Below are 26,376 nucleotides of genomic sequence, written 5' to 3'. Positions count from 1 at the left end.
GCCGGATACGGACTGTTTATCAGGCTGGTCAGGCGCCTGACTTTGTATACGACTATTTTGTAAAGGACCACCTGGGTAATACGCGGTTGGTGCTAACGGAGCAGACGAATTTATCCATGTATGCTGCCACCATGGAAACACCCAATGCAGCCAAAGAAAACCTGCTGTTCAGTAATATTGACAATACCCGGAGCAATAAACCCGTAGGTTACCCGGCAGATGAAAGTGCCGGTAAAAATGAATCAGTGGCTAAACTGACCGCTACTGGTACTGGTAAGAAGATCGGCCCTTCGCTGGTGTTAAGGGTCATGGCTGGGGATACCATTCAGTTGAGTAGTAAGGCGTTTTATAAATCCAACGGCCCGGTTAACAAAAATAGTCCCGCTGTACCGGCGGAGAATATGGTGGCGGACTTGATCAACGCTTTTGCAGGCACCACTTCCGCTGATGTTACACATGGCAGCGCTGCGCCTGTGAACAATACGCCATTTAATACCAATTTTTATAATAACGATTATCGTCAGCTGAAAGAAAAAAATCCTGACCAGCAGCCGGGGAAACCCAAAGCTTATCTGAATTATGTTTTATTTGATGACCAGTTTAAGATGGTAAACGAAAACAGCGGGGTGAAGCAGGTAAAAGCAGAGCCGGATGAGTTGCAGACGCTTTTACAAGATAAAATGGTCATGAAAAAGAGCGGATTTTTGTATGTTTATACCAGCAATGAAAGTACCCAGGAAGTGTTCTTTGATAACCTGTTAGTGGCGCAAGCCAGTGGTCCGGTATTGGAAGAGACGCATTATTATCCATTTGGGCTGACGATGGCGGGGATTAGTGCGAATGCGTTGAAGGGAGCGAATTATCCAGAGAACAGGAAGAAGTATAATGGGATAGAGTTTACGAATGAGTTAGATCTGAATATATATGACGCGCAATTAAGAAACCTTGACCCGCAAATAGGAAGGTGGAATCAGATAGATCCGAAGATAGAGAATATGGAGATGTGGAGTCCGTATGTATCTAACTATGACAATCCCATTAAGTACAATGACTTTTTAGGTGATGAGCCAAGCGGACCAGGAGATCCTATTAAACGGGTAGGACTTGTTACTGGCAGGGAATATACATTGACGGCACCGACAGGAGTAGGTTCTGCGCTTAAGTTTGCGGCGCAATATGTGGGAGGAGTTATAAACGAAGGAGTAGAGGCGGCAAATAGATACGTGAACCCCTTGGTTCCCGCTGCAGAACTAGTAGCAGGTAAAAGTTATGAAAGCGGTTTTTCAGAAGATAAATCAAGAGTAGTGTCTGGTGTTGAGGTAGCTGTATCCTTAATTCCAGGAGGGAAAGCGGAAATGGGTGCTGCTAAAGTGGCAGAAAGATCCGTAGTTAGTTTAGATAATAATGCATTAGTTCATGCTATTGAAGGAAATTCAAAGGATGCAGTAAAGGCTGCCATTGGTAATGACAAACCAATCGTTTCAATTACAGCAATTAAGGAATTTTTAGTTAAAGGAGATAAAGATGCTTTAAGGAGTTATATGAAAGAAATAGGTGCTACTGTTAGTACAAAAGGAGGGTCTTCCTCTCAAGTCAAAGCGTTACAGCAAACAGCAGAAAGTATGGGAAGGAAAGTTGGAACAAACGATGCAAGTATTATTGCGGGTGCAACGAATAATAATGCTACCATAATTTCGAATGATAAACAGATGGTAAAATTCATGCGGGCAATTGGTTTGCCAGTTAAAAATTTTTAAATGGGAGCTTATAATTTGCTTATAGTAAATGTGCAATGTCCTAATTGCAAGAATACTTATGAAGCCAAAATTCAATTCAAATATGGGGATACCTGGCAGTTGCAATATCGGCTGGGAGATAAGTTAAAGTGGGGAGGGAATGACATTGGTGTTCCTGGATGGCCCTGCGTAAAGGTGTATGGCATCTTAGAAACAGATATATGCCCTGTTTGCAATCAAATTAATTTGGAGGATGAATTTGATATTTATATTGAACATGATGTACTTAAAGAAGTGCGCAAAATGGACAATATTGAAGATTATTTTTTGAATGATGGGAGTTATAAACTTATGGAGTAATGCTAATGTAAGGCCAATATTTTATGAGGGAAAATTAGCATAAAACCTCGTTCATGTTAGTTTTGTAAGATTCATTCCCGAAAATGATAAACAGAAAAGCCGCAGGCGAACGCCTGTGGCTTTTCTGTTTTTATGAATTAAAGGCTTTTTTAGCCTTGGTATTTTGTTTGCCCGGTGGCATCAGCGCAAGAGTAGCGCGGGAATACACTGCGCGAACACCAGCGCCAGTACCTTGATCAGCGTTAATACTATCGCGCTTCCGTCCGGGACAGATGATGTGGGGGACGGCAGAATATAGGCTGGGCGATAGATCTATGATCAACATGAGAATATAAACTCAGCAGCAGTAACACATCATCTATCCCCGGACGGTGACCGCGTTTTATGATCGGTTAGATTTTTTTCTTTCATATGAAAAAATAAAATCCGTTATTTTTAGGCGGTAGGAGTTCTTTGAGACCGATGCTGGAGGAGACGCATTATTATCCATTTGGGCTGACGATGGCGGGGATTAGTTCGAATGCGTTGAAGGGTGCGAATTACCCGGAGAACCGTAAGAAGTATAATGGAAATGAGTTACAGTCCAAAGAGTTCGGTGATGGAAGTGGGTTAGAGTGGTATGATTTTAATGCGAGGACTTACGATCAACAGATCGGAAGATTTATACAGATAGATCCTCTAATTGAGAATAATCAGGAGGATTTAACACCATATCATTTTGCATTTAATAATCCGGTAAGATACGGAGACCCAGACGGAAAATTTCCAATAGTCTTACCTCTGCTTCCTGTAATCGGTGAAGCTTTGGCTACTTTAGGAGCTGCGGTGGGTATCACAGTAGTTGTAACCAAAGCAATGGACAAGTTAAAGAACGCTGATTTAGGAGGTATTAATTATGCACCTGGTTCTCCGTTTGGACCTTATTCGCCCATGCAGCGGTCCCGATTGATGGAGACAAAGGAGGAGAAAACTTCAAATGGAGGTGCTTCCACAGCAACCCAAGAACAGTCAGCAGGGTCTACACCTCAACAGAATAAACCGGAAGACAATGAAAAGACAAAAAGGAGTACTAATAAACTTGAGGCGGATCAAAAGGCAGATGCTAACCACTCTACATTTCTCAGAGACAAGGACGGAAATATTTATAAGTATGAGGAATGGAAGGAAAATCCTCAAAATCCTAATAGATTTGATACGCAAAAGAGATTCGATGGAGGGGCTAAGGATGGAACTCCTGGAGCTGACCATCATGGACTTCCTACACCACATATGAATCAAAAGAAAGATTCTCAAGGTAATAAAATGCCCAACAAAGGAGCTCGTATTCCGACGGGGAATGAGTTTCCCAGGAATAATAGATTTTTACCATGGCTGAAATCATAAGATGTAAATTTTTACTATGTTATTAGAAGAATACATTTCCTACATTCGAAAAAACTTTGACCCTGAGGAGATAGATATCAGAGTTTCTACATTAAATGTTCATGATGAACAACCTTTTTTGAGCTTGAATATCACTTTTGATGATGAAGATGTTAGTCCGGAAAAAATATTATTGGATTTGATTCAATTTAAGGAAATCAAATTGCAAGATACCGTCTTTTCAGACATCGCTTTACTGGATGAGCATCCCCTACTATGGAAGTACAATGATTTTCAATCTTCTCTTTTCTTTAGCAAAGCCACAGGAGATCAATACAAACTTTTTTGGGAACTGTACCGGGCTCATAGAGGCGTCTACGAGGAATTACTTCCACTGGATACATATTTGAACATAGCATTGTTAGATAGGAGTAGCTTTCTTCCTTCATTCGGCCTATTTGCGAATGGTCCTCAAAAATTAATGAATATTTATGCTGAGTGTCTTGAGGGGGAAGGTGTCAGTTGCTCACAGACAAATATATCACCACCAACGTTGTGGGATGGTTCCAGGTATACCAAAGGGTTTCAACGGCCTAAAATTTTATTTTTGAATAAATCTTTCATTATTGCTGAAGATTTTATTTTGAGAGAACGTATTCCTATGGACTTCAAGGGTTAACAGTTGATACCGAAGGATAAAGGAAAGGCCTTAGCCATCATCATCGCTAAGGCCTTATCTCTTAAAATCCATCCGCTAATACCCCGGATTCTGCGCAAATCCCATAATATCTATCTCCTGTTGCGGTATCGGATACAGCAACCGGAACGTCGGCAGATTTACCTTTTTATTGGCCAGCACTTCCGATATAGCCCTGTTGGTCCGCACCAGGTCAAACCAGCGGTCGCATTCAAAAGGCAGCTCCAGCCGGCGCTGTTTGTACACTTCTGCGCGGAAGCTGGCCTGGTCCGGCAAGTCTGCGGCGGTGAAGGCTGTCAGGCCGGCACGGGTGCGCACGTTGTTCAGATAGGTGAAGGCGTTGCCATTGGCAACATACCCCTGTTCGTTTAATACTTCTGCCTGCAGCAACAGGATATCTGCAAAACGCAGCACGGGGAAGTCGTTGCCGGCGTTACCGTTAACCGGCTGGTCGAGGAACTTGCGCGGCATAATATTGGCGTTGCCGGTAGGCTTTACCGGGTCTACAAGCGGTTTGCGCAGATCGCTGGCATCGTAGGCTTTTGTCAGCGTAGTATCTACGGTGATCACCTGTGAATTGGCATACCAGAAGCCGTGGTCCTGGTTGGCCACGCCTTTGGCGTAACGGACGGCGAACACGATTTCTGCGTTGTATTTATTGCCGGTGTTGAATACATCTGCTACATTAGGTAACAGGGAAAATACTTTGGAGTCGATGACATCCTGCAATACCGTTTGTGCGTTACCGTACTTTTTTTCGTAGAGATATACTTTCCCCAGCAGGCCTTTGGCGGCGCCGGCGGTGATGCGGCCCAGGTCATTGACAGGATAGGTGTTAGGCAGGTTGGCTGCGGCAAAAGTGAGATCTTCTTCTATCAGTTTGTAGGCAGTGGCCACATCGTCTCTTTTCAGGTTGACTGCACTAATGGGATCTACGACTGTAGTCAATACCGGTACGCCTCCCCAGAGCCGCACCAGGTTGAAGTAATCCAGCGCACGGATAAACCTCGCTTCCGCTTTGATACGGTTTTTCAGCTGCTCGTCCATTTTGATGCCGTCGATGGCGCCCAGTAAGGTGTTACAACGGAAGATACCATTGTATACACCGACCCACGTATTGTAGAAATTAGTATTGCCGGGATTGTCGGAATACCGGTTGATCTGGTAGTTCTGGCCGGCATTGGAGGATGGGTCCTGATCGGTGAAGTTATCGGCCCTTGCTTCCATTAATACCTGGAAGGTGTTGCCGTATTGACTGCTCAGCGCGAGTGATTCATAACAGCCGTTGACAGCGGTGATGGCATCGTCTTGTGTTTTGAAGAAGGTGCCGGGAGAGATGGCCGACGGCGGTGTCAGGTTCAGAAAATCTTTACCACAGGAGCTTAGCAGGAACAAAAGTGCCGGTAAATATAATAGATGCTTTTTCATGATCGTTCGTTAAAAGGTGATGTTAAGACCAAGAGAATACGTGCGTGCAAGGGGGTAGGAGCCATAGTCTTCTCCGGCAGTCAACGCATTGTCGGTACGGTTGCTGATCTCCGGATTGAACAGCGAATAGTTGGTGAAGGTGAACGGGTTCTGTACGGCGCCGTATATTCTCGCTGCAGAGAGATGGGCCCGGCTCAGCAGGGACGAAGGGAAATTGTATCCCAGCGCGATGTTCCGTACCCTCACGAAAGAACCGTCTTCCACATGCCAGGAGGAGGTGATGCCGTTGCCACCGGTAGCGAGGCGGTTAGGCCTGTTAATATAGCCGTTACCGATATTGTCCGGAGAAACATAATGGTCTTTTACAAAGCTCAGGTTGTTGAAGTTCCCTTCTACGTTGGCGATATAGCGCCGGAAGAGGTTCAGGATTTTATTACCCTGGCTGCCCTGTATGGAGAAACTGAAGTCCAGCTGTTTGTAGTGTACGGTATTGCTGAAGCCGAAGATATACTTAGGCTGAAAGCTGCCGACAATGGCCCGGTCGTTGGCGTCTATCTTGCCATCGCTGTTGATGTCTTTGAATTTCAGGTCGCCTACGTAGGTAGGGTTGCTGGTTTTGGCGGAACCATCCAGGTCGGCTTTATCGCGGTAGATGCCATCAGTAACGTACAGGTAGTAGGAGCCGATCGTTTCACCGATTTTAGTGATGAAATAGGCGTTGCCGGTGCCGCCGGTAGCGATGATGGGAGCACCGGAGGGGCCAAGACGGGTGACTTTGTTTTTGTTGAAGGAGATGTTGGCATTGCCTTCCAGTGACCAGTCTTTACCCAGCTTTTTATTGTAGGATAACGTGATCTCCACACCGCGGTTGTTCAGCGCGCCGATGTTCTGCAGGTAGGTGCTGAAACCGGATATGCCTGGTACCGGCAGGTTCAGCAGCAGTTTGGTCGTATTGGAATTGTAATAGTCAACGGTCAGGTTCAGGGCGTCTTTAAAAAATCCGATCTCTACTCCCGCATCGAAGCTGGCAGTGCTCTCCCAGGTAAGATCAGGATTGGCGGGCGTTACTACCGAAACGCCGTTCACCAGGGTCTGATTGCCAAGGATGTAGTTGCTGTTGGTAGCGTTGGTGCCGTTGTAGTTGGCCAGCTGCGCCAGCGAGCCATAGTTGGGTATCTGGAAGTTACCGGTAAGGCCATAGCTGCTCCTGATTTTCAGGGAACTGATGAAGTTGACATTTTTAAAGAATGGTTCGTTGGATACCTGCCATGCTGCTGAGATAGCCGGGAAGGAAGCCCATTTTTTGTTGATACCGAAACGGGAGGAACCATCTCGTCTTACGGAACCGGTAAGGAAGTATTTGTCGCCATAGCTGTATTGCACCCTTGCCAGCCAGGAGTTCAGGCTCCACTGCTCCTGTGAAGAGGCGCCGGCATTGATCTGACCGGCATTGAGCGTGGTCACAATGTCCGTGGGGAAATTGATGGCGGTCAGGGTATTATGTTCCTGGTTTTCTTTCTGGGCGGTAAAGCCGGCCAGCGCGTCTATTTTATGCTTCCCGAAGTTCTTCGCATAAGACACGGTATGTTCAATCAGCCAGTTCGTGTATTGGTCAGTGTTAGAAAAGCCTGTCGCCACGGAAGGCAGCGTGCCTGAAGGGATGGGCAGGGTAGAAGGACGGTAGTAATCCCTGCGGAAAGTATTGATGTCTGTCCCCGCGGTAATTTTGTATTTCAGGCCGCTGAGTATTTCGTATTCCATATAGGCATTGGCCATCAGGCGGAAGTTCTTCATGCGGTCTTTGATCAGGCTGGCCACTGCTACGGGGTTCAACTGGTTGGTTTGCCCGTATCCCCATACGTTGACGGAATCCGCAAAAGTGCCATCAGGGTTGCGCACCGGGAAGATGGGCGCGTATCCCAGCGCCAGTGCTACCACGCCGGAATTAGGCGCGAACCAGGGGCCTTCGGCGTTGACGAGACGGTTGTCGGTAAAGGAAGGGTTCATATTCACCCCGAAACGGAACCGTTTACTGCCTCCGTCAATCCGGAACCTGCTGGAGTAACGTTTGTAGTTGTTATTGATAACGATACCGTCCTGGTTGAGATAGTTGCCGGAGAAGTAATAAGACAGGTTTTCGCTGCCGCCATAGATGCTCACGGTATGGCTCTGCATGGGGGCCTGCCGGAAGATTTCTTTCTGCCAGTCGGTGTTGGTGAGCCCTTTCTCGCCAGCTAGGTAAGGTTGTACCTGCGGAGGTATCCAGGTAGATGGGTTTCTCGGGCGTACGCTGTTGGGGTCTGTAGGTTTGCCACCGGGCACCGCATCCAGGTAGGCGTTATTGTGACCATCGTATACCAGTTTGGCATAGTCGTAGGCGTTCAATACATCCACATGTTTGTTGACGTTCTGAAGGCCGTAGTTGACATCGTAATTGACGGTCAGTTTGCCGGCGGTACCTTTTTTAGTGCGGATGAGCACTACGCCGGTAGAACCTCTGGAGCCGTATATCGCTGCTGAGGCAGCATCTTTTAAGACATCGATGGAAGCAATGTCATTGATGTTGATAGAGGCGAGCGGGTTGGCAGGTTGCTGGTAGCTGTTCACGCCAGGGGAGGCGTTGCGTGTATCGTTGGTGACCGGCATGCCATCTACGACAAACAGGGGATTGTTACCGGCACTGATAGAACCTACGCCACGTACGCGGATAGACACGTTCCCGCCCGGAGCGCCGTTGGTCTGCATCACCTGTATGCCGGCCATTTTTCCGGCGAGGGCCTGATCAAAAGAGGTAACTGGTTGCTGCATCAGATCGGCAGCGCGGACAGAGGCAACTGCGCCGGTAAGCTCTTTCCGGGTACGGCTGCCATAGCCGACCACCACCAGCTCATTGAGGCCGTGACTGGATTCTTTCATCCGCACCAGCAGCAGGTTTCCTTCTCCTGCTTTCACGATGAAGCCATCCACGTGATTGATCTCATAACCGATGAAACTGAAGGAGAAATCATACTGTGAGCCTGCTTTGAGGCCTTGCAGCTGAAATACGCCCCGTTCGTTGGTAGAAGCGTTGTAGGTTTCCTTACCGTTCCGTTGTTTAACGGTAATGGATACACCGATGAGTGCCTCACCGTTTTCACTAACCACACTTCCTTTCACCAGTACGGGTTTGCCGGTATCCTGTGCTAAGGTGTGCAGGGCACATAGCAGCAATAAAAGAATACGGGAGTACCTTTTTAAATGTCTGATCATATGATAATGTATTTGTACGATTTTTTTAAAATGAGTGGCCCTGCGCATGCTGCAGCATGCGTCAAATTGGTAAAAGCGGCCTTTCGGTTTTTTATTTGCTGATAATGATGCTATCCCCTGTAGCCCTGAGTTCCAGCTGATTCATAGCACATATTGCTGCCAGGATGCTTTTCAGGGAATCTTTTTTCAACACTTTCCCGGTGAAATACAATGCACTGACATCTTCCTGCTGAAAACATATTTTTGTTTTAAAATGCGCTCCCAGGGTATGTATAGCCTGGTCGAGCGGTTCGTTGTTGAAGGAAAGCACTACGTTGTTGACTTCCGGTGTTGTGCTGGCAGGCGCTTTCCCGAGACTGCCGGACTTTTTGATATCGAATGACCGGGTGATAGTATTAATGGCATATTCTTCTCCCGGTAACAAGTAAACATCCTCGTTATTATCTGTTGTATGTATTCGTACTTTACCTTCTGACAGTTTTACCGCCACCTTGTTTTCCTCTAGTGTTGTGTTAACGGTAAAAGTGGTACCCAGCGCGGTGACGGTGATGCCGGCAGCCTCCACGGTAAACGGCCGTTTCGTGTCCGCATGTACCATGAAATCAGCTTTTCCCTGTAATATCAGCCTGCGCTGCATTTCCACGGTGCTGTCTTTCCATGTCAGCGTGCTGTTGGGTGCGAGGTGTATGATAGAGCCGTCGGCCAGCGCCAGCGATTTTATGTCGCTACCGTTGTTGCTGATATGATGACTGGCCATTGGTGCGGTTGCTGCTTTTCGGTTGGCCGTGTTCAGCTGATATTTCAGGTAGACAGCGCCCACCATGACCAATACGGATGCTGCCACAGACAAAGGAAGCAGTATTGTTCTCAATGGCCGCTTCCGTACAGGGGCCACCGCTTCCGTTTCTATGGCGGCGTGCAGCCGGTCCAGCATAGCCGCGGTTTTGTCCGGTGGCAATACTTGTTGTTTATCAGCGATGCTTTGCAGGTACGCTTTCAGCATGGCTGCTTTCATGGACTCGTCCGCACCCTGTTGCATCAATGTTTCCAATTGAGCAATGTCCGCGGCGCCGGCCTGTCCTTTTTTGAATTTCTCTAATAGTAAGTAGAACTGTTCCATGTGTTCATCTATAAAAACTCAACAAGGAGAAAAGAGGGGGGAGGATGGTATGTTACCAAATTATTAACTAACGGGCATCAATATTGGAAATAGGAGCCAAGGAGGATCAAACCCGCTACAGGAAAGGTTGCCTGTTGTGCGGCGATATATGTTTTAATGAAAGCGGAGGATGCTTTCAGGTATTCTTTAGCGGTATGATGGGAAATGCCCAGGATGGAGGCGGCTTCCTGGAGTGATTTGCCTTCCAGCCGGCAAAGCCGGAAGATCATTTTTTTCCGGGGGGACAATTGTTCAATGGCATCGCTGATCAGGTGGAGCTGCATCTCTTTCAGGGCCGCAAAGTTATCATCGTCCGTAGATACGGCTTGTTCAGGATGGGTGGCCAGTATGGTCTTTTCTTTGGCGGCGTTTTTCAGGTATTGAATAGATTTATTATAGCTTACTACAAACAGCCAGCGTGCTACGTCGTTGGTCAGTTCCAGTTTGTGGCGGTTGTTCCACAGTGCCAGGAACACTTCCTGCAGGATGTCTTCCGCCACTTCCTGCTGGGGCACCAGCTTACAGATATTCAGGAACACAGCCTGGTGATACTGGCTGTAGATACTGTCGAATGCTGCAAGTTCAGCTTTATTGAGTAGCGTAGTCATTTCGGATGCACTGTTTCTGGCCATCAAAAATAGGATCGGACAAGATAAATTAAAAGATAGGGAAGGTTATATTATGATTATCATTGCCTGGTTGGCAAGGTGAAAAAAGTATATTATTTTTGCGCACCATGTTTTACAGAAGAATCTATCTACCGCTGATGGCCTTTACGATGGCCGCTTGTAGCAAATCAGACAAAGAGACATCAAAAGATGCTGACCCGGCTGACCTGAACAGTATTTCCGTTACCATAGAAGGGGAGGTTAACCAGAAAATCGAAGCCCGGGGCAGGGATGTGGAAGTGGCTTTACTGAAGTTTACCAAAACTTCCCTGGAGGGATTTGGTGTGGGCGGCTTTGTGGCCGGCGCCGGTGGTAATACCAAAACAGACGCTTCTACCGGTCTGATGAAGCTGGACCTGCAAGCCCATACGGAACAGGAAGGAACAGCTACCGGTTCAGTAACGCTTAAAAACGGCAACAGCCAAACCGGCTACTCCGGCCAGTTTTACTTCCTCTACTACGAAACGGACATTAATGGAAGCAACAGCAAGGCTTACCTGACATTAACGGAGGTAAAAGATACCGCTAACCTGTTGAAGTTAAAGGGACAGTTCAGGTATAACGCAGCTTATGGGCCAGATAACCAATCTGACGCCTGTGTAATGGAGGGGATTGCCAACAGCGGCCGCATGCCGATGTACAACGCGGACCTTTGCGGCGCTAAAAAAGTAAAGGTAAGAGGGACTTTCACCATCTATCTCGATAAAGTAATGCAGCAATAACCGCCTGCCGTAGTGCTGCCTCGTATAGTGGTAGCAGGTACTGCGAAGTAGCAGCAGTACTGACAATGATATGGATAAGGGCGCAGCACCAGGGCTGCAGTAGGGGGGCGTAACTTCCATCGTAAAATCTTCACCTCCCTCACCCTGAAATTTTGTAGCATATGCATAAGCAGCCCCTTGTTACCCTGGTTTCTCTGTTTGTTTTTATCATGATGCCTTTTGTGGGAAAAGCACAAATGGACAGTCTTGGGTACCGTAATTACCTGAGAGCAGTGATCAGTACCCCTCATATGCCTCTTGCTATTGAAGATTATGGCGGGCCGACTGAACTGACCATTGTGTGTACCATTTCAAAGGGGGTGAGAACAGTTCGTTATTTTCCGGGGGATACACCCGATAGCATTCGTCTGTGTCTCCGCGGACCAGAAAAGGTTATTATGACCACAGACTGGGAAAAGATATTTCCTTCGCTGAGTGCGAAAGGTGATTTTAGTGTAGTGGTCCCCGTTATCCTCCGGATTGTACAGCATAAAGTGGTCACCAGTCGCCAGGAGCAAATGTCCCTTGACCGTCTTTTCAATTTTGCTGATAAGGTGGCGCTGCCTTACCGGGTATGTGACCCGGTGTTTATGAATTTCCATAGAAAGGATTATAGTGAGACGGGCGATGTTTTTCGTCTTTAAATGTTGTAGCATATGTATAAACTGCCTTTTATTACCCTGGTTTCTCTATTATTATTGATCATGTTCCCGTTTGCAGGGAAAGCACAGGAAGATAGCCTGTATGATCCGTTAATACGTAAAATCTTAACGTCTGCCCGTATTCCCCGTGCTATCATACAACAGGCTAAGCCAACACAATTGACGATTGTGTATACGGTCTCTGATGGAAAGAAATCTGTGCGCTATTTTCCGGAAGAATCGGATAGCCTTCGCGGAGGCTTTCAGGCCTGCGAACGGATACTGATGGAAGCCGATTGGGCGAAGATGTCTCCTAAACTCTACGCAAAGGGTGACTTTAGCATCGTGCTGCCTATTGCCATATACATCAATAAGGATGGTAGTTCTACAGCCTCGGTGATGGAGAAAGATGCCTTGGGCAGGCTTTTCGATTTTTGCAGAAAAGTAGCACCACCTTATCAGGTACTAAGCCCGATTATCATGGTTGGATTGTAAACATTTGCCTGGTCATGTCATGTAAAATAAAATGATGTTTCCGTTGTTTTTCCTGAACTTTGCGGGATGGAACGTTTTAATAAGCGTATACAGCAGGATGTTTTTTTATTACGGCTACAGCAAGTGGTTACATGGACGGAGCTGTTAATGAAAGATGTTTCCCGTGATGGGTGGGGTAACCGTACTATATTCAGAAAGACCAACCCTTTCATAGATGGTGTACGGGCTTTCCAATTACAGGAAGAAGGTGTAATCTGGAGCAGGGATATATGGGATGAGGATTTTATTCTTCGTGTGCTCGTGGAGGTGCTGCCCGCCCGGGAAAGTGTTCAGCCGGCTTCCTGGGAGGATATTATACAGAAAGGAAGGATTGTGGCGCATGAAACCTGTACGACTGTGGTGGATGGCGCATCTGAAGAACAAAGCGGCTGGTATGTGGACCTATACGACCTGCCGCCTGTTGACACCTGGATTTACCTGACCCCCCAAACCAGAACGGCTTATCCTACCTTGTATTGTTGGGTGCCAACGATATTCGAAGAAGCGATGCAAACAGCGATGGACGTGCATGTGCTGGATAGTTACGAGTGGGTGGACATTGCAGAATTATTACCCGATTACCTGTAGTAATCTTCATTCTATTAATTTCAGAATCAGGTTGACCTATACCATGAAACATGTTGATTTTAAACTTTGGTGGCCCCTGATAATGGGGGTAACAATGATTGTCGTGGTACTGTGGCGGCTTTTTTTCAAACGGGTTACACCTGCTGATGATATTCCTCCTGCACCCATGCCCGTATATACTCCTACCCGTTCGTTGATACAACCGGTAGATCAGGAATTGTTTTTAGCACAATTGAAGCAGGTGGTGACTGCGATTGAGCTGTTAATGAAAGATACGCCGGATGGCCGGTGGGATTACCGCGCTATGTTCAGAAGAAGTTCGAACATTGATAACCCGCCTGCTTTCCTGCCAGAAAGGGGTGTTATATATTGGGAGCTGGATATATTCCATGAGCCGGAGGAAATCCGCCTGGCGCTGGCCGCGGTGGTGAAAGGCCGGACAGGTGTTTCGCCAGCTTCATGGGAAGACATTCTGCAGAAGGGGAAAATTGTGGCGCATGAGATTGATAAAACACTGATAGACGGTGGGTGTGAGGTGGTTAGCAATGGATATGTAGATGTTTATGATCTGCCTCCGATTGACACCTGGATTTATCTGACTTCTCCCGAGGGAAAAGTGGATCCTATACTTTATTGCTGGGTACCTAATCAGTTTGTGAAAACGATGCAAGACGTGATAGATGTAAGTATTGCTGATCTCTTTGAATGGACTGATGTGGTGCAACTGTTGCCCAACCATCACCCCTAATAGCTATCTCCTTCATTTTCATGGTCATTGAACAAAAATAAAGCAGCTCTTGTTTAAGTGCTGTAACAGCGTTATTCCCGAACGAAAATGACCATCTATGCAGTGGATTACTCACGTATTGCAGCAATATCCTGAACTGGCTATCTTCCTCACTATTGCATTGGGCTTTGCCATTGGGCCGCTTAAAATAAAAACCTTCAGCTTGGGTACTGTTACTGCCGTACTGCTGGTGGGTGTGCTGGTAGGCCAGCTGAAGATCGATATTTCTCCTACCGTGAAGTCTGTGTTTTTCCTGATGTTTTTGTTTGCTGTTGGTTACAGCGTAGGGCCACAGTTTTTCCGTGGACTGAAAAAAACAGGACTTCCACAGATGGGTTTTGCTGTACTGATGTTACTGACATGTCTCATCTTCCCCTGGCTCTGCGCGCGTTTCATGGGGTATAACATGGGACAGGCAGCGGGACTGCTGGCTGGTTCACAGACCATCTCCGCCGTGATCGGGGTGGCCGGTGATACCATCAACGGACTACCGTTGACGGCTGCACAGAAAGCAGATTACAACAATGCCATACCTGTTTGTTACGCGGTGACCTATATCTTCGGGACCGCCGGTTCCGCATGGGTATTGGCCAGCCTGGCGCCTGCTATGCTGGGTGGGCTGGACAAAGTCCGGAAAGCCTGCAAGGAACTGGAGGCCTCCATGGGGGCTGGCGATGAAAGCACCCAACCCGGCATGATCTCCGCTGACTCCGTAGTGGTTTTTCGTGCTTATACCGTTACCGCTGATTGGTTTGGCGATGGTAAAACCATACAACAGCTGGAAGTCCATCTGGCGGAAGAGCATGTCCGCTTGTTCGTAGAACGGCTTCGGCAACAAAATAAACTGATCGATGCCGCTCCCGACGTAGTCATCCATAAAGGAGACAAGATTGTCTTAAGCGGTCGCAAGGAAGACCTGATGGGCGAAAGAGGCCTGATAGGCCCGGAGATACAGGATGCTGAACTGCTGCATTTCCCGGCAGAAGCCATACCGATATTGGTAGCAAAAAAGAACATCGCCGGCATGAAGGTGAGTGAGCTGAGAGCACAACCTTATATGCATGGCATCTTTATCCGCAGTATCAAAGCGGCTGATATAGAAGTGCCGGTCATGCCGGACACCGTGCTGGAAAGGGGAGATGTGCTGGAGCTGGTAGGTCTTAAAAAAGAGGTGGACAAAGCCGCTCAGGAGATTGGCTACGCTGACAGGCCTACGGAGAAAACTGATATGACCTTCGTGGGGATGGGTATCGTGATTGGTGGATTGATAGGAGTGTTGACCGTTCACATAGGAGGGGTGCCTATCAGCCTGAGTACGAGTGGCGGCGCACTGATCATTGGCCTGGTATTCGGTTGGCTCCGCTCGCAGCATCCTACATTTGGCCGCATTCCTGCACCGGCTTTGTGGGTGATGAACAATGTAGGACTGAATATGTTTATAGCTGTAGTGGGCATCACTGCTGGTCCCGGTTTTGTGGATGGCTTCAAACAGGTGGGTGTCAGCCTTTTCCTGGTGGGGGCTATCGCTACTACTTTACCACTGCTGGCAGGAGTGCTGATGGGCAAGTATATATTTAAATTCCACCCCGCATTGATATTGGGCTGTACTGCCGGCGCACGCACTACCACCGCCGCACTGGGCGCCATTCAGGATGCGGTGGACAGTAAAACGCCCGCCCTCGGCTATACTGTCACCTACGCGGTGGGCAATACCCTCCTGATCATCTGGGGCGTTGTGATTGTTATGCTGATGCGATGAAACCCATATTAGTTAGTAGTCAGAGATCTCCAAAAAAATTACTGTATGGCCCTAACAAAAATTAAAACCAGCAGAAAGAGAGAACACATGCTGGAAAGCCTGAGCCCTTTCCAGTTAAAAGACAATCTCATCAATCTTGCGCAGGAAGAAAGCCGCAAGGCAGCTACCGTGATGCTGAACGCCGGCAGAGGAAACCCTAACTGGGTGGCCACCACACCGCGCGAAGCCTTCTTCACCCTTGGCCTCTTTGGTATTGAGGAATGCAAAAGGGTGATGGACAATGCAGAAGGACTGGCGGGTATCCCGGATAAAAAAGGGATCGCCAAAAGATTTGAAAAGTTTCTGTCGGTCAATAAAACAGCGCCCGGAGCAGACCTGTTACAGAAGGCCTATAAATATGGCCTCAAACAACATGGCTACGATGCCGACGCCTGGGTGCATGAACTGGCCGAAAGTGTGATCGGTGATCAATACCCGGTGCCGGACAGGATGCTGTCACACATGGAACCTATCGTGCACGACTATATTATTCAGGAGATGTGCAACAACGAACCGCCTGCCGGCAAATACGATCTTTTTGCGGTGGAAGGCGGTACCGCTGCCATGTGTTACATCTTCGACTCGCTGATGCAGAACCACCTGGTCAAAAAAGGAGATAAGATCGCCCTGATGGTGCCGGTGTTTACACCGTACATCGAAATACCGGAGCTGGAACGCTACCGTTTCGATGTGGTGGAGATCAAGTCCAATACGATGAACAAAGACGGGCGCCATACCTGGCAGTACCCCGATAGTGAGCTGGAAAAGCTGAAAGACCCTACTATTCGTATATTGTTCACCGTGAATCCCAGCAACCCGCCTTCTTCGGCTATTCATCCGGATTCATTGAAGAAGATCATTAAGATCGTCAAAAAAGATAACCCCGGCCTGATGGTGGTGACGGACGATGTGTACGGCACTTTTGTTCCCGGCTTCAAATCGCTGATGGCGGCCATTCCGTACAATACTATCGGTGTGTATTCCTTCTCCAAATATTTCGGTTGTACCGGATGGCGTTTAGGCGTGATCGCTATACATCAGAAAAATATGTTCGATGATAACATCCGCAGGCTCTCTGCCACGGCTACCAAGGCGTTGAACAAACGTTACGGCAGCATTACGCTGGACCCGCAGCAGCTGAAGTTCATTGACCGTATGGTGGCCGACAGTCGCCAGGTGGCCCTGAACCATACGGCAGGCCTCTCGTTGCCGCAGCAGACACAGATGATGCTGTTTGCTGCCTTCGCCCTGCTGGACACTAAAAACAAATACAAACAACTCACGCAGGTGCTGGTACAGAAACGCCTGAAACTACTGTGGGATGAACTGGAAATACCGCTGGTGAAAGACCCGCTTAATGCCGGTTATTACGCTGAAATAGATATACAGGTGTGGGCGGAAAAAGTATATGGTGATAAATTCTTTAGATGGTTACAACAAAATTTTGAACCTGTGGACATCCTGTTCCGGCTGGCGGAAAAGACGGGTGTGGTATTGCTCAATGGCGGCGGGTTCGATGGCCCAGAGTGGTCGGTGCGCGTATCGCTGGCCAATCTGCCTACCGCATCCTACTCCGTTATTGGTAAACGTATCACCGAAATTATGCGGGAATACGCCAGTGTATGGAAAAGTAACGGAACTTTGAAAAAATAATTTCCACCCAACATTAAAAAACGGTTGTATGAAAAAACTGTTATGTGTTATCTGTTCGCTGATGATTTGTTTCGCGGTATACGCGCAGAAACTTCCCCGTGTCAAGATCCTGGCCACCGGTGGTACCATTGCCGGGAAAGGCGCGTCAGCAGACCGCGCGGCTTACAAAGCCGGTTCGCTGCCGATCAAAGACCTGATAGATGCGGTACCGGGTATTGACAAGGTAGCGGAAATTTCAGGTGAACAGATTTCCAATGTGGGCAGCCAGGACATGACGGTAGATATCTGGATCAAGCTCAACAAACGGATCAATGAAATCTTCAAAAACAACGAGGCCGACGGTGTGGTGATCACACACGGTACCGATACACAGGAGGAAACCGCGTATTTCCTCAGTCTTACCTGCCGATACGATTTGCCGGTAGTGCTTACGGGGTCTATGCGTCCGGCTACGGCCATCAGCGCTGACGGTCCCAAGAACCTCTATGACGCAGTAACAGTGGCCGCCAGCCCCAATTCCAAAGGTCGCGGCGTGATGGTGGTGTTCAGCGAAAATATCTTCGACGGCCGCGGCGTAGAGAAGATCAGCACCACCCATGTAGATGCGTTCAAATCGCCTAATGCCGGTCCGTTAGGACAGGTATACGATGGTAAGGTGGTGTTCTACATGCACGACTTGCGCAAGGCCAATAAGAACACGCCTTTTGACATTACCGGTCTTGACAAACTGCCGAATGTGGCCGTAGCAGAACTGTTTGCCGATGCACCTGCTACTGCTATTGACGCTTATGTGGCATCCGGCGTGGATGGTATCGTTGTTTCCGGGCTGGGTAACGGGAATCTCAACAAAGCCAATACAGAAGCGGTGATGCGCGCTGTGGCGAAAGGGGTGGCGGTATGCCGCGGTTCCCGCGTAGTAACGGGCCGCGTTACCCTGTATGACGAAACCGATGACGCCAAACTGGGCACTTTCGTAGCCGATGACCTGAGCTCACAGAAAGCCCGTATCCTGCTCATGTTGGGACTTACACAGACGAAAGACAAGAAAACCCTGCAACAGTATTTCTTTACGTATTGACACATCCCCCCAAAGAAGAGAGCCATAAACAGGAGGCTGGTCGTAAGGGCCGGCCTCTTTTTTTGTGGCAGCTCCCGGGAAATAAGGATGGCGGCTTCCCTGGTTCCCGGGAAACGCGGACCAGGAGCACTCGCGGGCGAAATGAAAGGGTGCCACGGAAGCGAACAGCCACTGTATCAAAACCGGACACATTTATTTTATCTAAATATAAAAAAAGCTGGTTTAAAGAGATCATCAGTTTGGCATTTTTCTTAGATTGTCGTCAGCATGATCAAGAATTACTTCCTGGTTGCCTGGCGCAACCTCCTCAACAACAAGGGCTATAGTGCCATTAATATTTTCGGGCTGGCGGCCGGTATGGCCGTGGCCATGGTGATTGCGTTGTGGGTGGTGCATGAATACTCCTATGACCGGTCTATGCCGGACTACGGGCGTTTGTACAGGGTGCAGCGCAACTTTGACAGTAACGGGGACACGCTTACTTTCCAGACAGTTTCCCTGAAGCTGGCGGACGTGTTGCGTAATGAAATCCCTGAAATGGAGTATGTCTGCGAAACCGATTGGATGGGCAAACATGCGCTGAAAGCCGGTGAGCGGAAAGTAGCGCTGGACGGCGGCGCAGTGCAGGAAGATTTTCTGAAAGCTTTTCAATTCAGTTTGGTGGAAGGAGATGCCACCTCCGTGTTTAAAGATCCCTTTTCCATTGTGTTGACGCAATCAACTGCGAAAGCATTGTTCGGCAATGAAAATCCGCTGGGTAAGATGGTGCGGATAGATAATCAGCATGATCTGGCGGTAACCGGTATCCTGAAGGACCTGCCGGCCACTTCCTCTTTTCGTTTTAAATACCTGTATCCTTTCAGTTTCCTGGATAAGACCAACAATTTTATCATGGAGAACCGTAAGTCCGGTACTTTCAGCGGTAATGCGTTCCAGATATTTGTTAAGCTGAAGCCAGGAATTGATCAGGCCCGGCTGGCGTCAAAAATCGCCTTTCTGGAGAAACGGGAGAAAGGAAATACCAATGCAGAGAAATCAATCGTGATCCTACAGGGGATGGACCGCTGGCATTTGTTCGGTAATTATAAGAACGGAAAGGAATCTGGCGGTTTTATAGACTACATCCGTATATTCAGCAGCATAGGCATATTGGTATTGTTGATAGCCTGTATCAACTTTGTGAACCTGACCACAGCGCGGTCCGAAAAGCGTGCGCGGGAAGTGGGCATCCGCAAGGCGGTTGGTTCACGGCGCCGACATCTTGTCATCCAGTTTCTTGCAGAATCATTAACCCTGACTTTTATTGCCCTGTTATGCAGTCTCGTGATCGTGGCAGTGGCATTGCCTTTCTTTAGTAAGATGACAGGGGCTGAAATTCATATACCCTTTGACGATATCCGTTTCTGGCTGATTACACTGGTTTGCGTGGCGATGACTGGTATTGCGGCGGGACTGAAACCGGCTTTTTACCTGTCGTCCTTTAATCCGGTTAAAACGCTGAAAGGTACCATGAAAATCGGCGCCGCTGCTTCCTGGTCCCGCAGGGCGCTGGTGGTGGTGCAGTTTACCTGTTCGGTGGTATTGGTGATTAGCACCATGGTCATCTACCGGCAGATGAAATATGCCAAAGACAGGCCTACCGGCTTTGAAACCACCCGTCTGATGTCTTCCCGGCTAACAGATGATATGCTGAAGCAGAACGATGCTTTAAAGCAAGACCTGTTACAGAGTGGACTGGTGAAGCATGTGAGCACCGCTTCCGGTTCTCCTGCAGATATCAACTGGCATAGCGACCTGGATGATTTTCCCGGTAAGCTGCCGGGAGAAACGGTGGAAATGGGCATGGTACTGTCGGGAGATGACTATATCAATACCATGGGCATGAAACTGAAGGCTGGCCGCGACTTCAGGCCTGGGTTGTCCGACACGCTCAATGTGATGCTGAATGAAGCGGCGGTAAAACGGTTGCGGCTCAAAGATCCGCTGACCAGTGAAATCAAATGGGACAATAAACGGTTAAAGGTGATAGGTGTAGTGCATGACGCTTTGATGGCAAGCCCTTTCCGCCAGGCTGATCCCACGTTGTTTTTGAAGTCTTATGGAGATGACCAGTATTTGTTGTACCAGCTGGAGCCAGGTGTAGAGCCACATCGTGCAGTGGAGCAGCTGGGGGCCATCTTCAACCGGCATCATCCTGCTTATCCCTATGTATATGAATTTGTGGACGATGCTTACAATTACAAGTTCCATCAGGAGATGCTTACCGGCAGGTTATCTGGTATCTTCGCCGTACTGGCTATTATGATATCCTGTTTGGGCCTGCTGGGACTGGCCGCCTATATGGCGGAACAGCGGACGAAGGAAATCGGGGTGCGTAAAGTGCTCGGTGCATCCATTGCGCAGGTGTGGTTCCTGTTGTCCAAAGACTTTATTGCCCTGGTGCTTTTAAGTTGCCTGATTGCTTCTCCGATAGCTTTGTATTCGCTGCAGCGCTGGCTGGAGCAATATGACTACCGTATTACACTGGGGCCGGGCGTATTCCTGTTTGCCGCAGTGATAGCGGTGGCGATCACGCTGGTCACCATCAGTTTTCAGGCCATCAAAGCAGCCATGGCCAACCCTGTGAGGAGCCTCCGTTCCGAATAGGCAGGCTTTTGCGTATATTTATGCCTGAAATCAAAGAGAACGGGCATGGCACTGACAACAGAATCGACATATCAGGCAGCATCAGCAGTAGCCGACATTATAGAAGCGCATTTTATCAAACATCTTGAAACGGCAAAGGAAGAGGGCGTCGACAACCTGGCGACGGCCCCTTCTGCGCGCGTGGTGGAGAAGATCATCGACGTGGCTTTCTGGGCCAGCCTGCGGCGGGAAGAAGGCAATGCCACCCGCATGTCGCTGGCATTCGTCAGCCCGGAACAGGCAGGTAAGCCGCTGCTGTTTGAGCAGCCGCTGCCGCTTACCCCGCATGTGCTCACCAAACTGGCGCCAGGCGTGGAAAGGGCGGGTATCCATGTAGGTATATGGTATAACGGCGAAGAGTTGTGCATCTGGGGCACCACCATCAAACTGCCTAATTTCTGCTTCGTGCTGGACGTGTCCGAGCCGGGATTGCTGGTTGTGAAACACCGGCGTATCATGGGGCTTGGCAAGTTCACCAACGTGGCCATGCTCAAGGGCGACCAGATAAAAGTGGTGGACGAAAATTCCGGCTACCCGATGTGCAGCCCGGCACTGTTAAGATCGCTCCTGGGCATTGATTCCTCTTCTCTCTGGAATAATCCTGAAAACGTACTCATACAGATCGCGGTGTCCATGCGGGCGCACAAGCGGGGAGGCATCCTGCTGGTGGTGCCTGACAAAAGCCCTTCCTGGAAAGAATCTATCGTACAACCGTTACAATACCCGATATCGCCGGCCTTTGCGGGCGTGGCAGACCTGCTGCGGCAGGAAAGTTCCACCGTCAGCGAAATCTTCTGGCAGAACGCGCTGCGCCGCGAGGTAGAAAATATCAGCGGCCTTACCGCCGTGGATGGCGCCACCATTATCAATCAGCATCACGAGTTGCTGGCTTTCGGCGCCAAGATCACCCGGGCCAGCTATTCATCCCCGGTAGAAAAAGTGCTGATGATGGAACCCGTGATGGGCGGCAGCCCGGCTTATGTGCATCCATCTGCCATTGGCGGTACCCGGCACCTGTCGGCCGCCCAGTTTGTGCATGACCAGCCCGATTCCATTGCGCTGGTAGCCTCGCAGGACGGTTACTTCACCATTTTCTCGTGGTCGGTCACCAAACAGATGGTACAGGCTCACCGCATAGATATCCTGCTGCTCTAACAGACAAATCAACCGAATGAAATCTCCTTTACTGGCCACTGTGTCCCTGGCGTTTGCGTTGCCGCTGGCCGCCCAGCAGGATACCCTGCACCGTTTGCCGGAAGTAGTGGTGAAATCCTATTTGTCGAAAGAATCATTATTGCGTATACCCACGGCCGTTAGCGTGCTTTCTCCGCAACAGCTGGCGCTGCAACAGGGCGCGTCTATGGTGCCGGCGTTCAACAGCGTGGCCGGCGTGCGGATGGAGGAAAGGTCCCCCGGCAGTTACCGGTTGTCTATCCGCGGCAGCCTGCTGCGTTCTCCCTTCGGTATCCGCAACGTAAAAATATATATGGACGAAATTCCCCTGACGGATGCCGGGGGAAATACTTATCTCAACCTGCTGGACCCGCAGGTGCTGAGCGGCGCCGAAGTGCTGAAAGGCCCTGATGGCAGCCTGTTTGGGGCCAACTCCGGCGGAGTGGTGCGGTTGGACGTACTGCCGCCTGCCGGCGACAGTACCCGGTTGCAGGCTGCTGTACAAGGAGGTGGCTATGGTCACTTTCATGCCACGGCCGGTTACCGGCAACAGTTGGGCAACTACGCCTTTCAGCTGTTTCAGGGGTATCAGCGGTCCGACGGCTACCGGCAGAATACCGCCATGCGCCGTTCCTATACGCAGCTGGGGCAACGGTGGGAATACAAACCCGGTTATGTGCTGAAGATGCTGGGCTTCTATTCCGATCTGGGCTACCGTACGCCCGGCGGTTTAACGCTGGCACAGCTGGACAAAGACCCGCGCGCTGCCCGTCCGGCTACACCTGCTTTGCCCGGGGCCATCACACAAAAAGCCGGTATCTATAACCGCACCGTACAAGGCGGACTGGTACATGAAGCGCAGTTCAGTCCCCGCTGGCAGCATGTGATCACGGTGTTCGGCGCCAATACGCACTTTGAGAATCCGTTTATCACCAACTACGAGGCGCGCGACGAAAATACCTTCGGCTTCCGGACATATCTGTCATGGACCAATAAACCTACGGCGCCTTTGTTTCAATGGAGATGGCAGGCCGGTATTGAATGGCAACGGACTGTTTCCGATATCATCAACTACGGCAACAACCAGGGCGTCCGTGGCGCCGTACAAGTGGCTGACAAGCTCACTGCCGGACAGTATTTCTATTTCTCCCGTTTCCACGCAACGCTACAACGCTGGACACTGGAAGCTGCCGCCAGCATGAACCACTACCACTACAACTATAACCGTGACGGCAATATGAAAGTGGCCTTTACGCCACAACTGATGCCACGTTTGTCGTTATCTTACCTGGTCAATGAGCAGTTGACCGGCAGGGTGACCGTCAGCAGGGGCTATTCGCCTCCGGCCACTGCGGAAGTAAGGGCTTCGGATAATATCATCAATACCGCCTTGCGTCCGGAGACAGGCTGGAACTATGAGGCAGGGCTGCGGTTGCTGCCGTTGTCACGCCGCTATTCACTGGATGTGACAGGCTTTCATTACCGCATGCAGGACGCCATCGTGCACAAGCTGCGGGACAATGGGGCGGAGTTTTTTGTCAATGCCGGTGGCGTGAACCAGACGGGTGTAGAAGTAGATGGGATGCTGCAACTGATGCAGCCACGTGTCCGTGGTGTTATACGCGGACTGGAACTGCGAGGCAGCTATACCTGGAGTGATTTTTATTTCAGGGACTATGTGAGCAGCGGCAAGGATTTTTCCGGCAACCGCCTGACCGGCGTGCCACGTAGCGTTGTGGTGTCGGGGTTGACAGTGTATTTACCGAAAGCTGTTTATTTGTATGTAGCGCATAATTATACCAGCACCATTCCGTTGAACGACGCGAACAGCGCCTATGCACGCGGTTATCACCTGGTGCAATGCAAAGCAGCGTGGCAGTTGCCCATCTCCGGAAAATGTAAAATCAGTGTACAGGCAGGGGCAGATAATTTGTTGAATCAGTCTTATAGTCTGGGTAATGATCTGAATGCAGTGGGAGAGCGGTATTATAATCCGGCGCCGGGCCGTACGTATTTCGGAGGTATCCATGTGGCGCTGTAATTTCTCTACAGCGCCACAGGCCTAATTTTCATTTAACAGAAATTTGTTGGATATCACTTTAAAGGATATACGTTTATCAGCAGACCTGATCACCACTCCTTCGCGTTCCACGTGTTTGCCGGCCGGGCTTAGCGCAGAATTGCCTTCGGCAGCCAGCAACAGCTCATCGACCGTATCCGGCAGGGTGAAAGCCTCATCCAGTATGGGCACATGTTCCCATCCGAATTCGTCCATCAGTTCCCGGAAATCATTCAGGGGTAGATAGGCGTAAGCATCGATATCGAATGCATTGAAGAAACGGGCGGTTTGCCCTTTGATGCCGTAGGGGTTGCCTTGTATGCCTTCTCCGATCAATTCTCCCTGTAGCGCGATGTTTTTGCCGAGTGCGGTAAGCCTCATCGGCAGGTCCAGTAGGCGTGCCACTTTCCAGAAAGTGTTATCCGCTGTTTCCAGCAGATCGAGGTTACGGGAGCATACGCCAAATTCACCATCACGGAAGTAGAAAGTAGCAGAAGAACCGTCCAGTTTTTCGGTCACATAGAAGGACTCTTTTTTGTACGCCTCATATTCCGCGCTGAGGTTCTGTATACGCTCTTCATCCGTTTTTGGGATAAAAATGGGGAAGTTGCCCTTGGCCATACCTGCGAGGGATGCGGGAACGGGCGGTTCGTACTTCACGATGCCCAGTATGGCAGATACATCTTCTCCCAGCGTGTAGGCGTAGCCGTTTAATACAGTTACCGGCAGCAGCAGGCCCTGTGAGAGCTGTCCGCGCAGTTTCATGGTCTTCAGGCGGAAGCCGCTCTGGTCGCCCATTTTCCGGAAGGAGCTTTTACGCAGGAATTCAAATTCATCTTTTTCCGGCAGGAAAGAATCGATCTCGCAGTACACCGCGTGGTCCCCGATACGGAATTCCTGTTTTTTAACTACCAGTTTCCATCCTTTTACAGTGGCTACTTCTATCAGGTCAGCACCAGCGATGGGCTGTAGGTCGTCTATCACAACGACAGACGCAAGTTTGCGTTCCATTGGGTAGGTATAGTTTTAAGGTTAACAAAATATATAAGCGCGCAAAGATATATGTTTTTTTAATGTAGATGCCTTTATTTTTGTGGGATGACTGAGCATATTCTGCAAACAAGATACGTTGAGAAACTGGTGAAGGCCCTTGAAGACGAGCCGGGGAGGCATATCCATCTGCCGGTAAGAGGGTTAAAGGGAGATATTGTAGCGTCCCTGGTGGAGGGTAGTCCGTTGTTGGCATCGCTGCCGGAAGGCGTTCGTTTAAAGTTTGACACCGCCCTGAAGGTGCGTTATCCGTCAGATCCGGTGGAGGTGTTCCTGGTGTTTACTGGTCGTGAGCCGGTGGTGTTTTACCAGGAAAAGCTGCTCCAGGAGGCTAACGGGCACCTGGAAATAGCGCTCATCGCGTTGTTGCGTGAGATGCATATCGCTATTGCCCGTGCCATAGAGATTCCTGAGTTGCTGCGGCATCGTTCTGCGGAAGAGGAACTGGCGGACCTCCGGGAGCTGATCGAATTGTTGACGCCCGGTGTGTATGCAGATGAAGTTGATCTGGATACCATTGCGCATGCGCTGTACCTCGCATGGAGTGCGCCATCATCGTTTGCTGCATTTCATCCTGAGTTTATGGAGGAAGAAGAAGGAGAGGACCTGTTTCTTTCTGTGCTGGAAAAAGCCGTGCCGGTTGTGCATTGTAGTGCGCATCCTGCCGTAGCAGAACTGGAAGAATGTATCAGTGAACTGACCGGAGAAGACTTTACGCTGCCTGCTTCGTCACCGGGAGCGGCGTTATTTGAACAAACGCAGCCACTGTTGCTGCCATTAGGCTGGCAGCTCATGCATATGGATATTTCCCCGGAAGACTATTGCCTGCTGGTGGTGAGGCCCGCGGATGCTGCCCGCATAACCGCCCTCGCGCAGCGGTTTAACGTCACCATTAAAAATATTTTTTGAG

The 26,376-nt window shown here is 49.4% G+C and carries 21 protein-coding genes; 16 read left to right on the top strand and 5 right to left on the bottom strand.

From position 1 onward, the window contains the following. From HHL17_RS23255 to HHL17_RS23240, 4 genes are all read left to right on the top strand, one after another. Positions 1 to 1,757, top strand: a 1,757-nt coding sequence (locus tag HHL17_RS23255) for an RHS repeat domain-containing protein (protein ID WP_317166600.1), incomplete at its 5' end; no start/stop codon positions are given. Next, a complete protein-coding gene (locus HHL17_RS23250) occupies positions 1,758 to 2,096 on the top strand; it encodes a hypothetical protein (protein ID WP_160711439.1) in 339 nt (112 codons plus the stop codon). It abuts the gene before it with no gap. 462 nt (positions 2,097 to 2,558) lie between these two features. Beyond that, entirely contained in the window at positions 2,559 to 3,479 is a 921-nt protein-coding gene (locus HHL17_RS23245) for an RHS repeat-associated core domain-containing protein (protein ID WP_169227167.1), read from the top strand. 16 nt (positions 3,480 to 3,495) lie between these two features. Next, a complete protein-coding gene (locus HHL17_RS23240) occupies positions 3,496 to 4,137 on the top strand; it encodes a hypothetical protein (protein WP_169227166.1) in 642 nt (213 codons plus the stop codon). A gap of 75 nt (positions 4,138 to 4,212) precedes the next feature. Here HHL17_RS23240 and HHL17_RS23235 read toward each other — a convergent pair whose 3' ends face one another. The 4 genes from HHL17_RS23235 to HHL17_RS23220 form a co-directional block, all read right to left on the bottom strand. Then, positions 4,213 to 5,583, bottom strand: a complete 1,371-nt coding sequence (locus HHL17_RS23235; RefSeq protein WP_169227165.1) for a RagB/SusD family nutrient uptake outer membrane protein — start codon at positions 5,581 to 5,583, stop codon at positions 4,213 to 4,215. A 9-nt stretch (positions 5,584 to 5,592) separates the two neighbouring features. Further along, a complete protein-coding gene (locus tag HHL17_RS23230; RefSeq protein WP_169227164.1) occupies positions 5,593 to 8,832 on the bottom strand; it encodes a SusC/RagA family TonB-linked outer membrane protein in 3,240 nt (1,079 codons plus the stop codon). Between the two features lie 91 nt (positions 8,833 to 8,923). Then, positions 8,924 to 9,952, bottom strand: a complete 1,029-nt coding sequence (locus HHL17_RS23225; protein ID WP_169227163.1) for a FecR family protein — start codon at positions 9,950 to 9,952, stop codon at positions 8,924 to 8,926. A 77-nt stretch (positions 9,953 to 10,029) separates the two neighbouring features. Next, a complete protein-coding gene (locus tag HHL17_RS23220; protein WP_169227162.1) occupies positions 10,030 to 10,599 on the bottom strand; it encodes an RNA polymerase sigma factor in 570 nt (189 codons plus the stop codon). A gap of 128 nt (positions 10,600 to 10,727) precedes the next feature. On the opposite strand from HHL17_RS23220, the gene HHL17_RS23215 reads away from it, so the two are divergent. The 11 genes from HHL17_RS23215 (at position 10,728) to HHL17_RS23165 (ending at position 24,398) form a co-directional block, all read left to right on the top strand. Further along, a complete protein-coding gene (locus tag HHL17_RS23215) occupies positions 10,728 to 11,381 on the top strand; it encodes a hypothetical protein (protein ID WP_169227161.1) in 654 nt (217 codons plus the stop codon). 161 nt (positions 11,382 to 11,542) lie between these two features. After that, positions 11,543 to 12,064, top strand: a complete 522-nt coding sequence (locus HHL17_RS23210) for a hypothetical protein (protein ID WP_169227160.1) — start codon at positions 11,543 to 11,545, stop codon at positions 12,062 to 12,064. Between the two features lie 12 nt (positions 12,065 to 12,076). After that, positions 12,077 to 12,556: a hypothetical protein gene (locus HHL17_RS23205; RefSeq protein WP_169227159.1), complete on the top strand. Its 480-nt coding sequence runs from the start codon at positions 12,077 to 12,079 to the stop codon at positions 12,554 to 12,556. A 66-nt stretch (positions 12,557 to 12,622) separates the two neighbouring features. After that, positions 12,623 to 13,183: a hypothetical protein gene (locus HHL17_RS23200; protein WP_169227158.1), complete on the top strand. Its 561-nt coding sequence runs from the start codon at positions 12,623 to 12,625 to the stop codon at positions 13,181 to 13,183. A gap of 94 nt (positions 13,184 to 13,277) precedes the next feature. Beyond that, positions 13,278 to 13,931 (top strand): hypothetical protein, encoded by a 654-nt coding sequence (locus tag HHL17_RS23195; RefSeq protein ID WP_169227157.1) that lies wholly within the window; start codon positions 13,278 to 13,280, stop codon positions 13,929 to 13,931. 97 nt (positions 13,932 to 14,028) lie between these two features. After that, on the top strand, positions 14,029 to 15,729 hold the full coding sequence (gene aspT, locus HHL17_RS23190) for an aspartate-alanine antiporter (RefSeq protein WP_169227156.1): 1,701 nt from the start codon (positions 14,029 to 14,031) through the stop codon (positions 15,727 to 15,729). Between the two features lie 45 nt (positions 15,730 to 15,774). Continuing rightward, positions 15,775 to 17,421 (top strand): aspartate 4-decarboxylase, encoded by a 1,647-nt coding sequence (gene aspD, locus HHL17_RS23185; RefSeq protein ID WP_206156137.1) that lies wholly within the window; start codon positions 15,775 to 15,777, stop codon positions 17,419 to 17,421. 28 nt (positions 17,422 to 17,449) lie between these two features. Next, the gene (locus HHL17_RS23180; RefSeq protein WP_169227155.1) at positions 17,450 to 18,499 is read left to right on the top strand and encodes a type II asparaginase; all 1,050 of its coding nucleotides are present in this window, start codon (positions 17,450 to 17,452) and stop codon (positions 18,497 to 18,499) included. Between the two features lie 267 nt (positions 18,500 to 18,766). Beyond that, entirely contained in the window at positions 18,767 to 21,145 is a 2,379-nt protein-coding gene (locus HHL17_RS23175) for an ABC transporter permease (protein ID WP_169227154.1), read from the top strand. 45 nt (positions 21,146 to 21,190) lie between these two features. After that, on the top strand, positions 21,191 to 22,339 hold the full coding sequence (locus tag HHL17_RS23170) for a putative sensor domain DACNV-containing protein (protein WP_206156136.1): 1,149 nt from the start codon (positions 21,191 to 21,193) through the stop codon (positions 22,337 to 22,339). Between the two features lie 16 nt (positions 22,340 to 22,355). Then, a complete protein-coding gene (locus HHL17_RS23165; RefSeq protein ID WP_169227153.1) occupies positions 22,356 to 24,398 on the top strand; it encodes a TonB-dependent receptor in 2,043 nt (680 codons plus the stop codon). A 21-nt stretch (positions 24,399 to 24,419) separates the two neighbouring features. Here the strand turns inward: HHL17_RS23165 and HHL17_RS23160 are convergent, their stop codons facing one another. Continuing rightward, positions 24,420 to 25,427 (bottom strand): RNA ligase (ATP), encoded by a 1,008-nt coding sequence (locus HHL17_RS23160; protein WP_169227152.1) that lies wholly within the window; start codon positions 25,425 to 25,427, stop codon positions 24,420 to 24,422. A gap of 87 nt (positions 25,428 to 25,514) precedes the next feature. Between HHL17_RS23160 and HHL17_RS23155 the strand changes: the two genes are divergently transcribed. Further along, complete coding sequence (locus HHL17_RS23155; RefSeq protein WP_169227151.1) at positions 25,515 to 26,375, top strand: DUF6630 family protein; 861 nt, start codon at positions 25,515 to 25,517, stop codon at positions 26,373 to 26,375. Position 26,376 lies beyond the last annotated feature (1 nt).

Origin of the sequence: Chitinophaga fulva (assembly GCF_012927205.1) — a bacterium.
In the GTDB taxonomy this organism is placed as follows: Bacteria; Bacteroidota; Bacteroidia; order Chitinophagales; family Chitinophagaceae; genus Chitinophaga; species Chitinophaga fulva.
The sequence above is the reverse complement of the archived record's forward strand: the minus strand, read 5'-3'. Positions and strand labels throughout refer to the sequence as shown.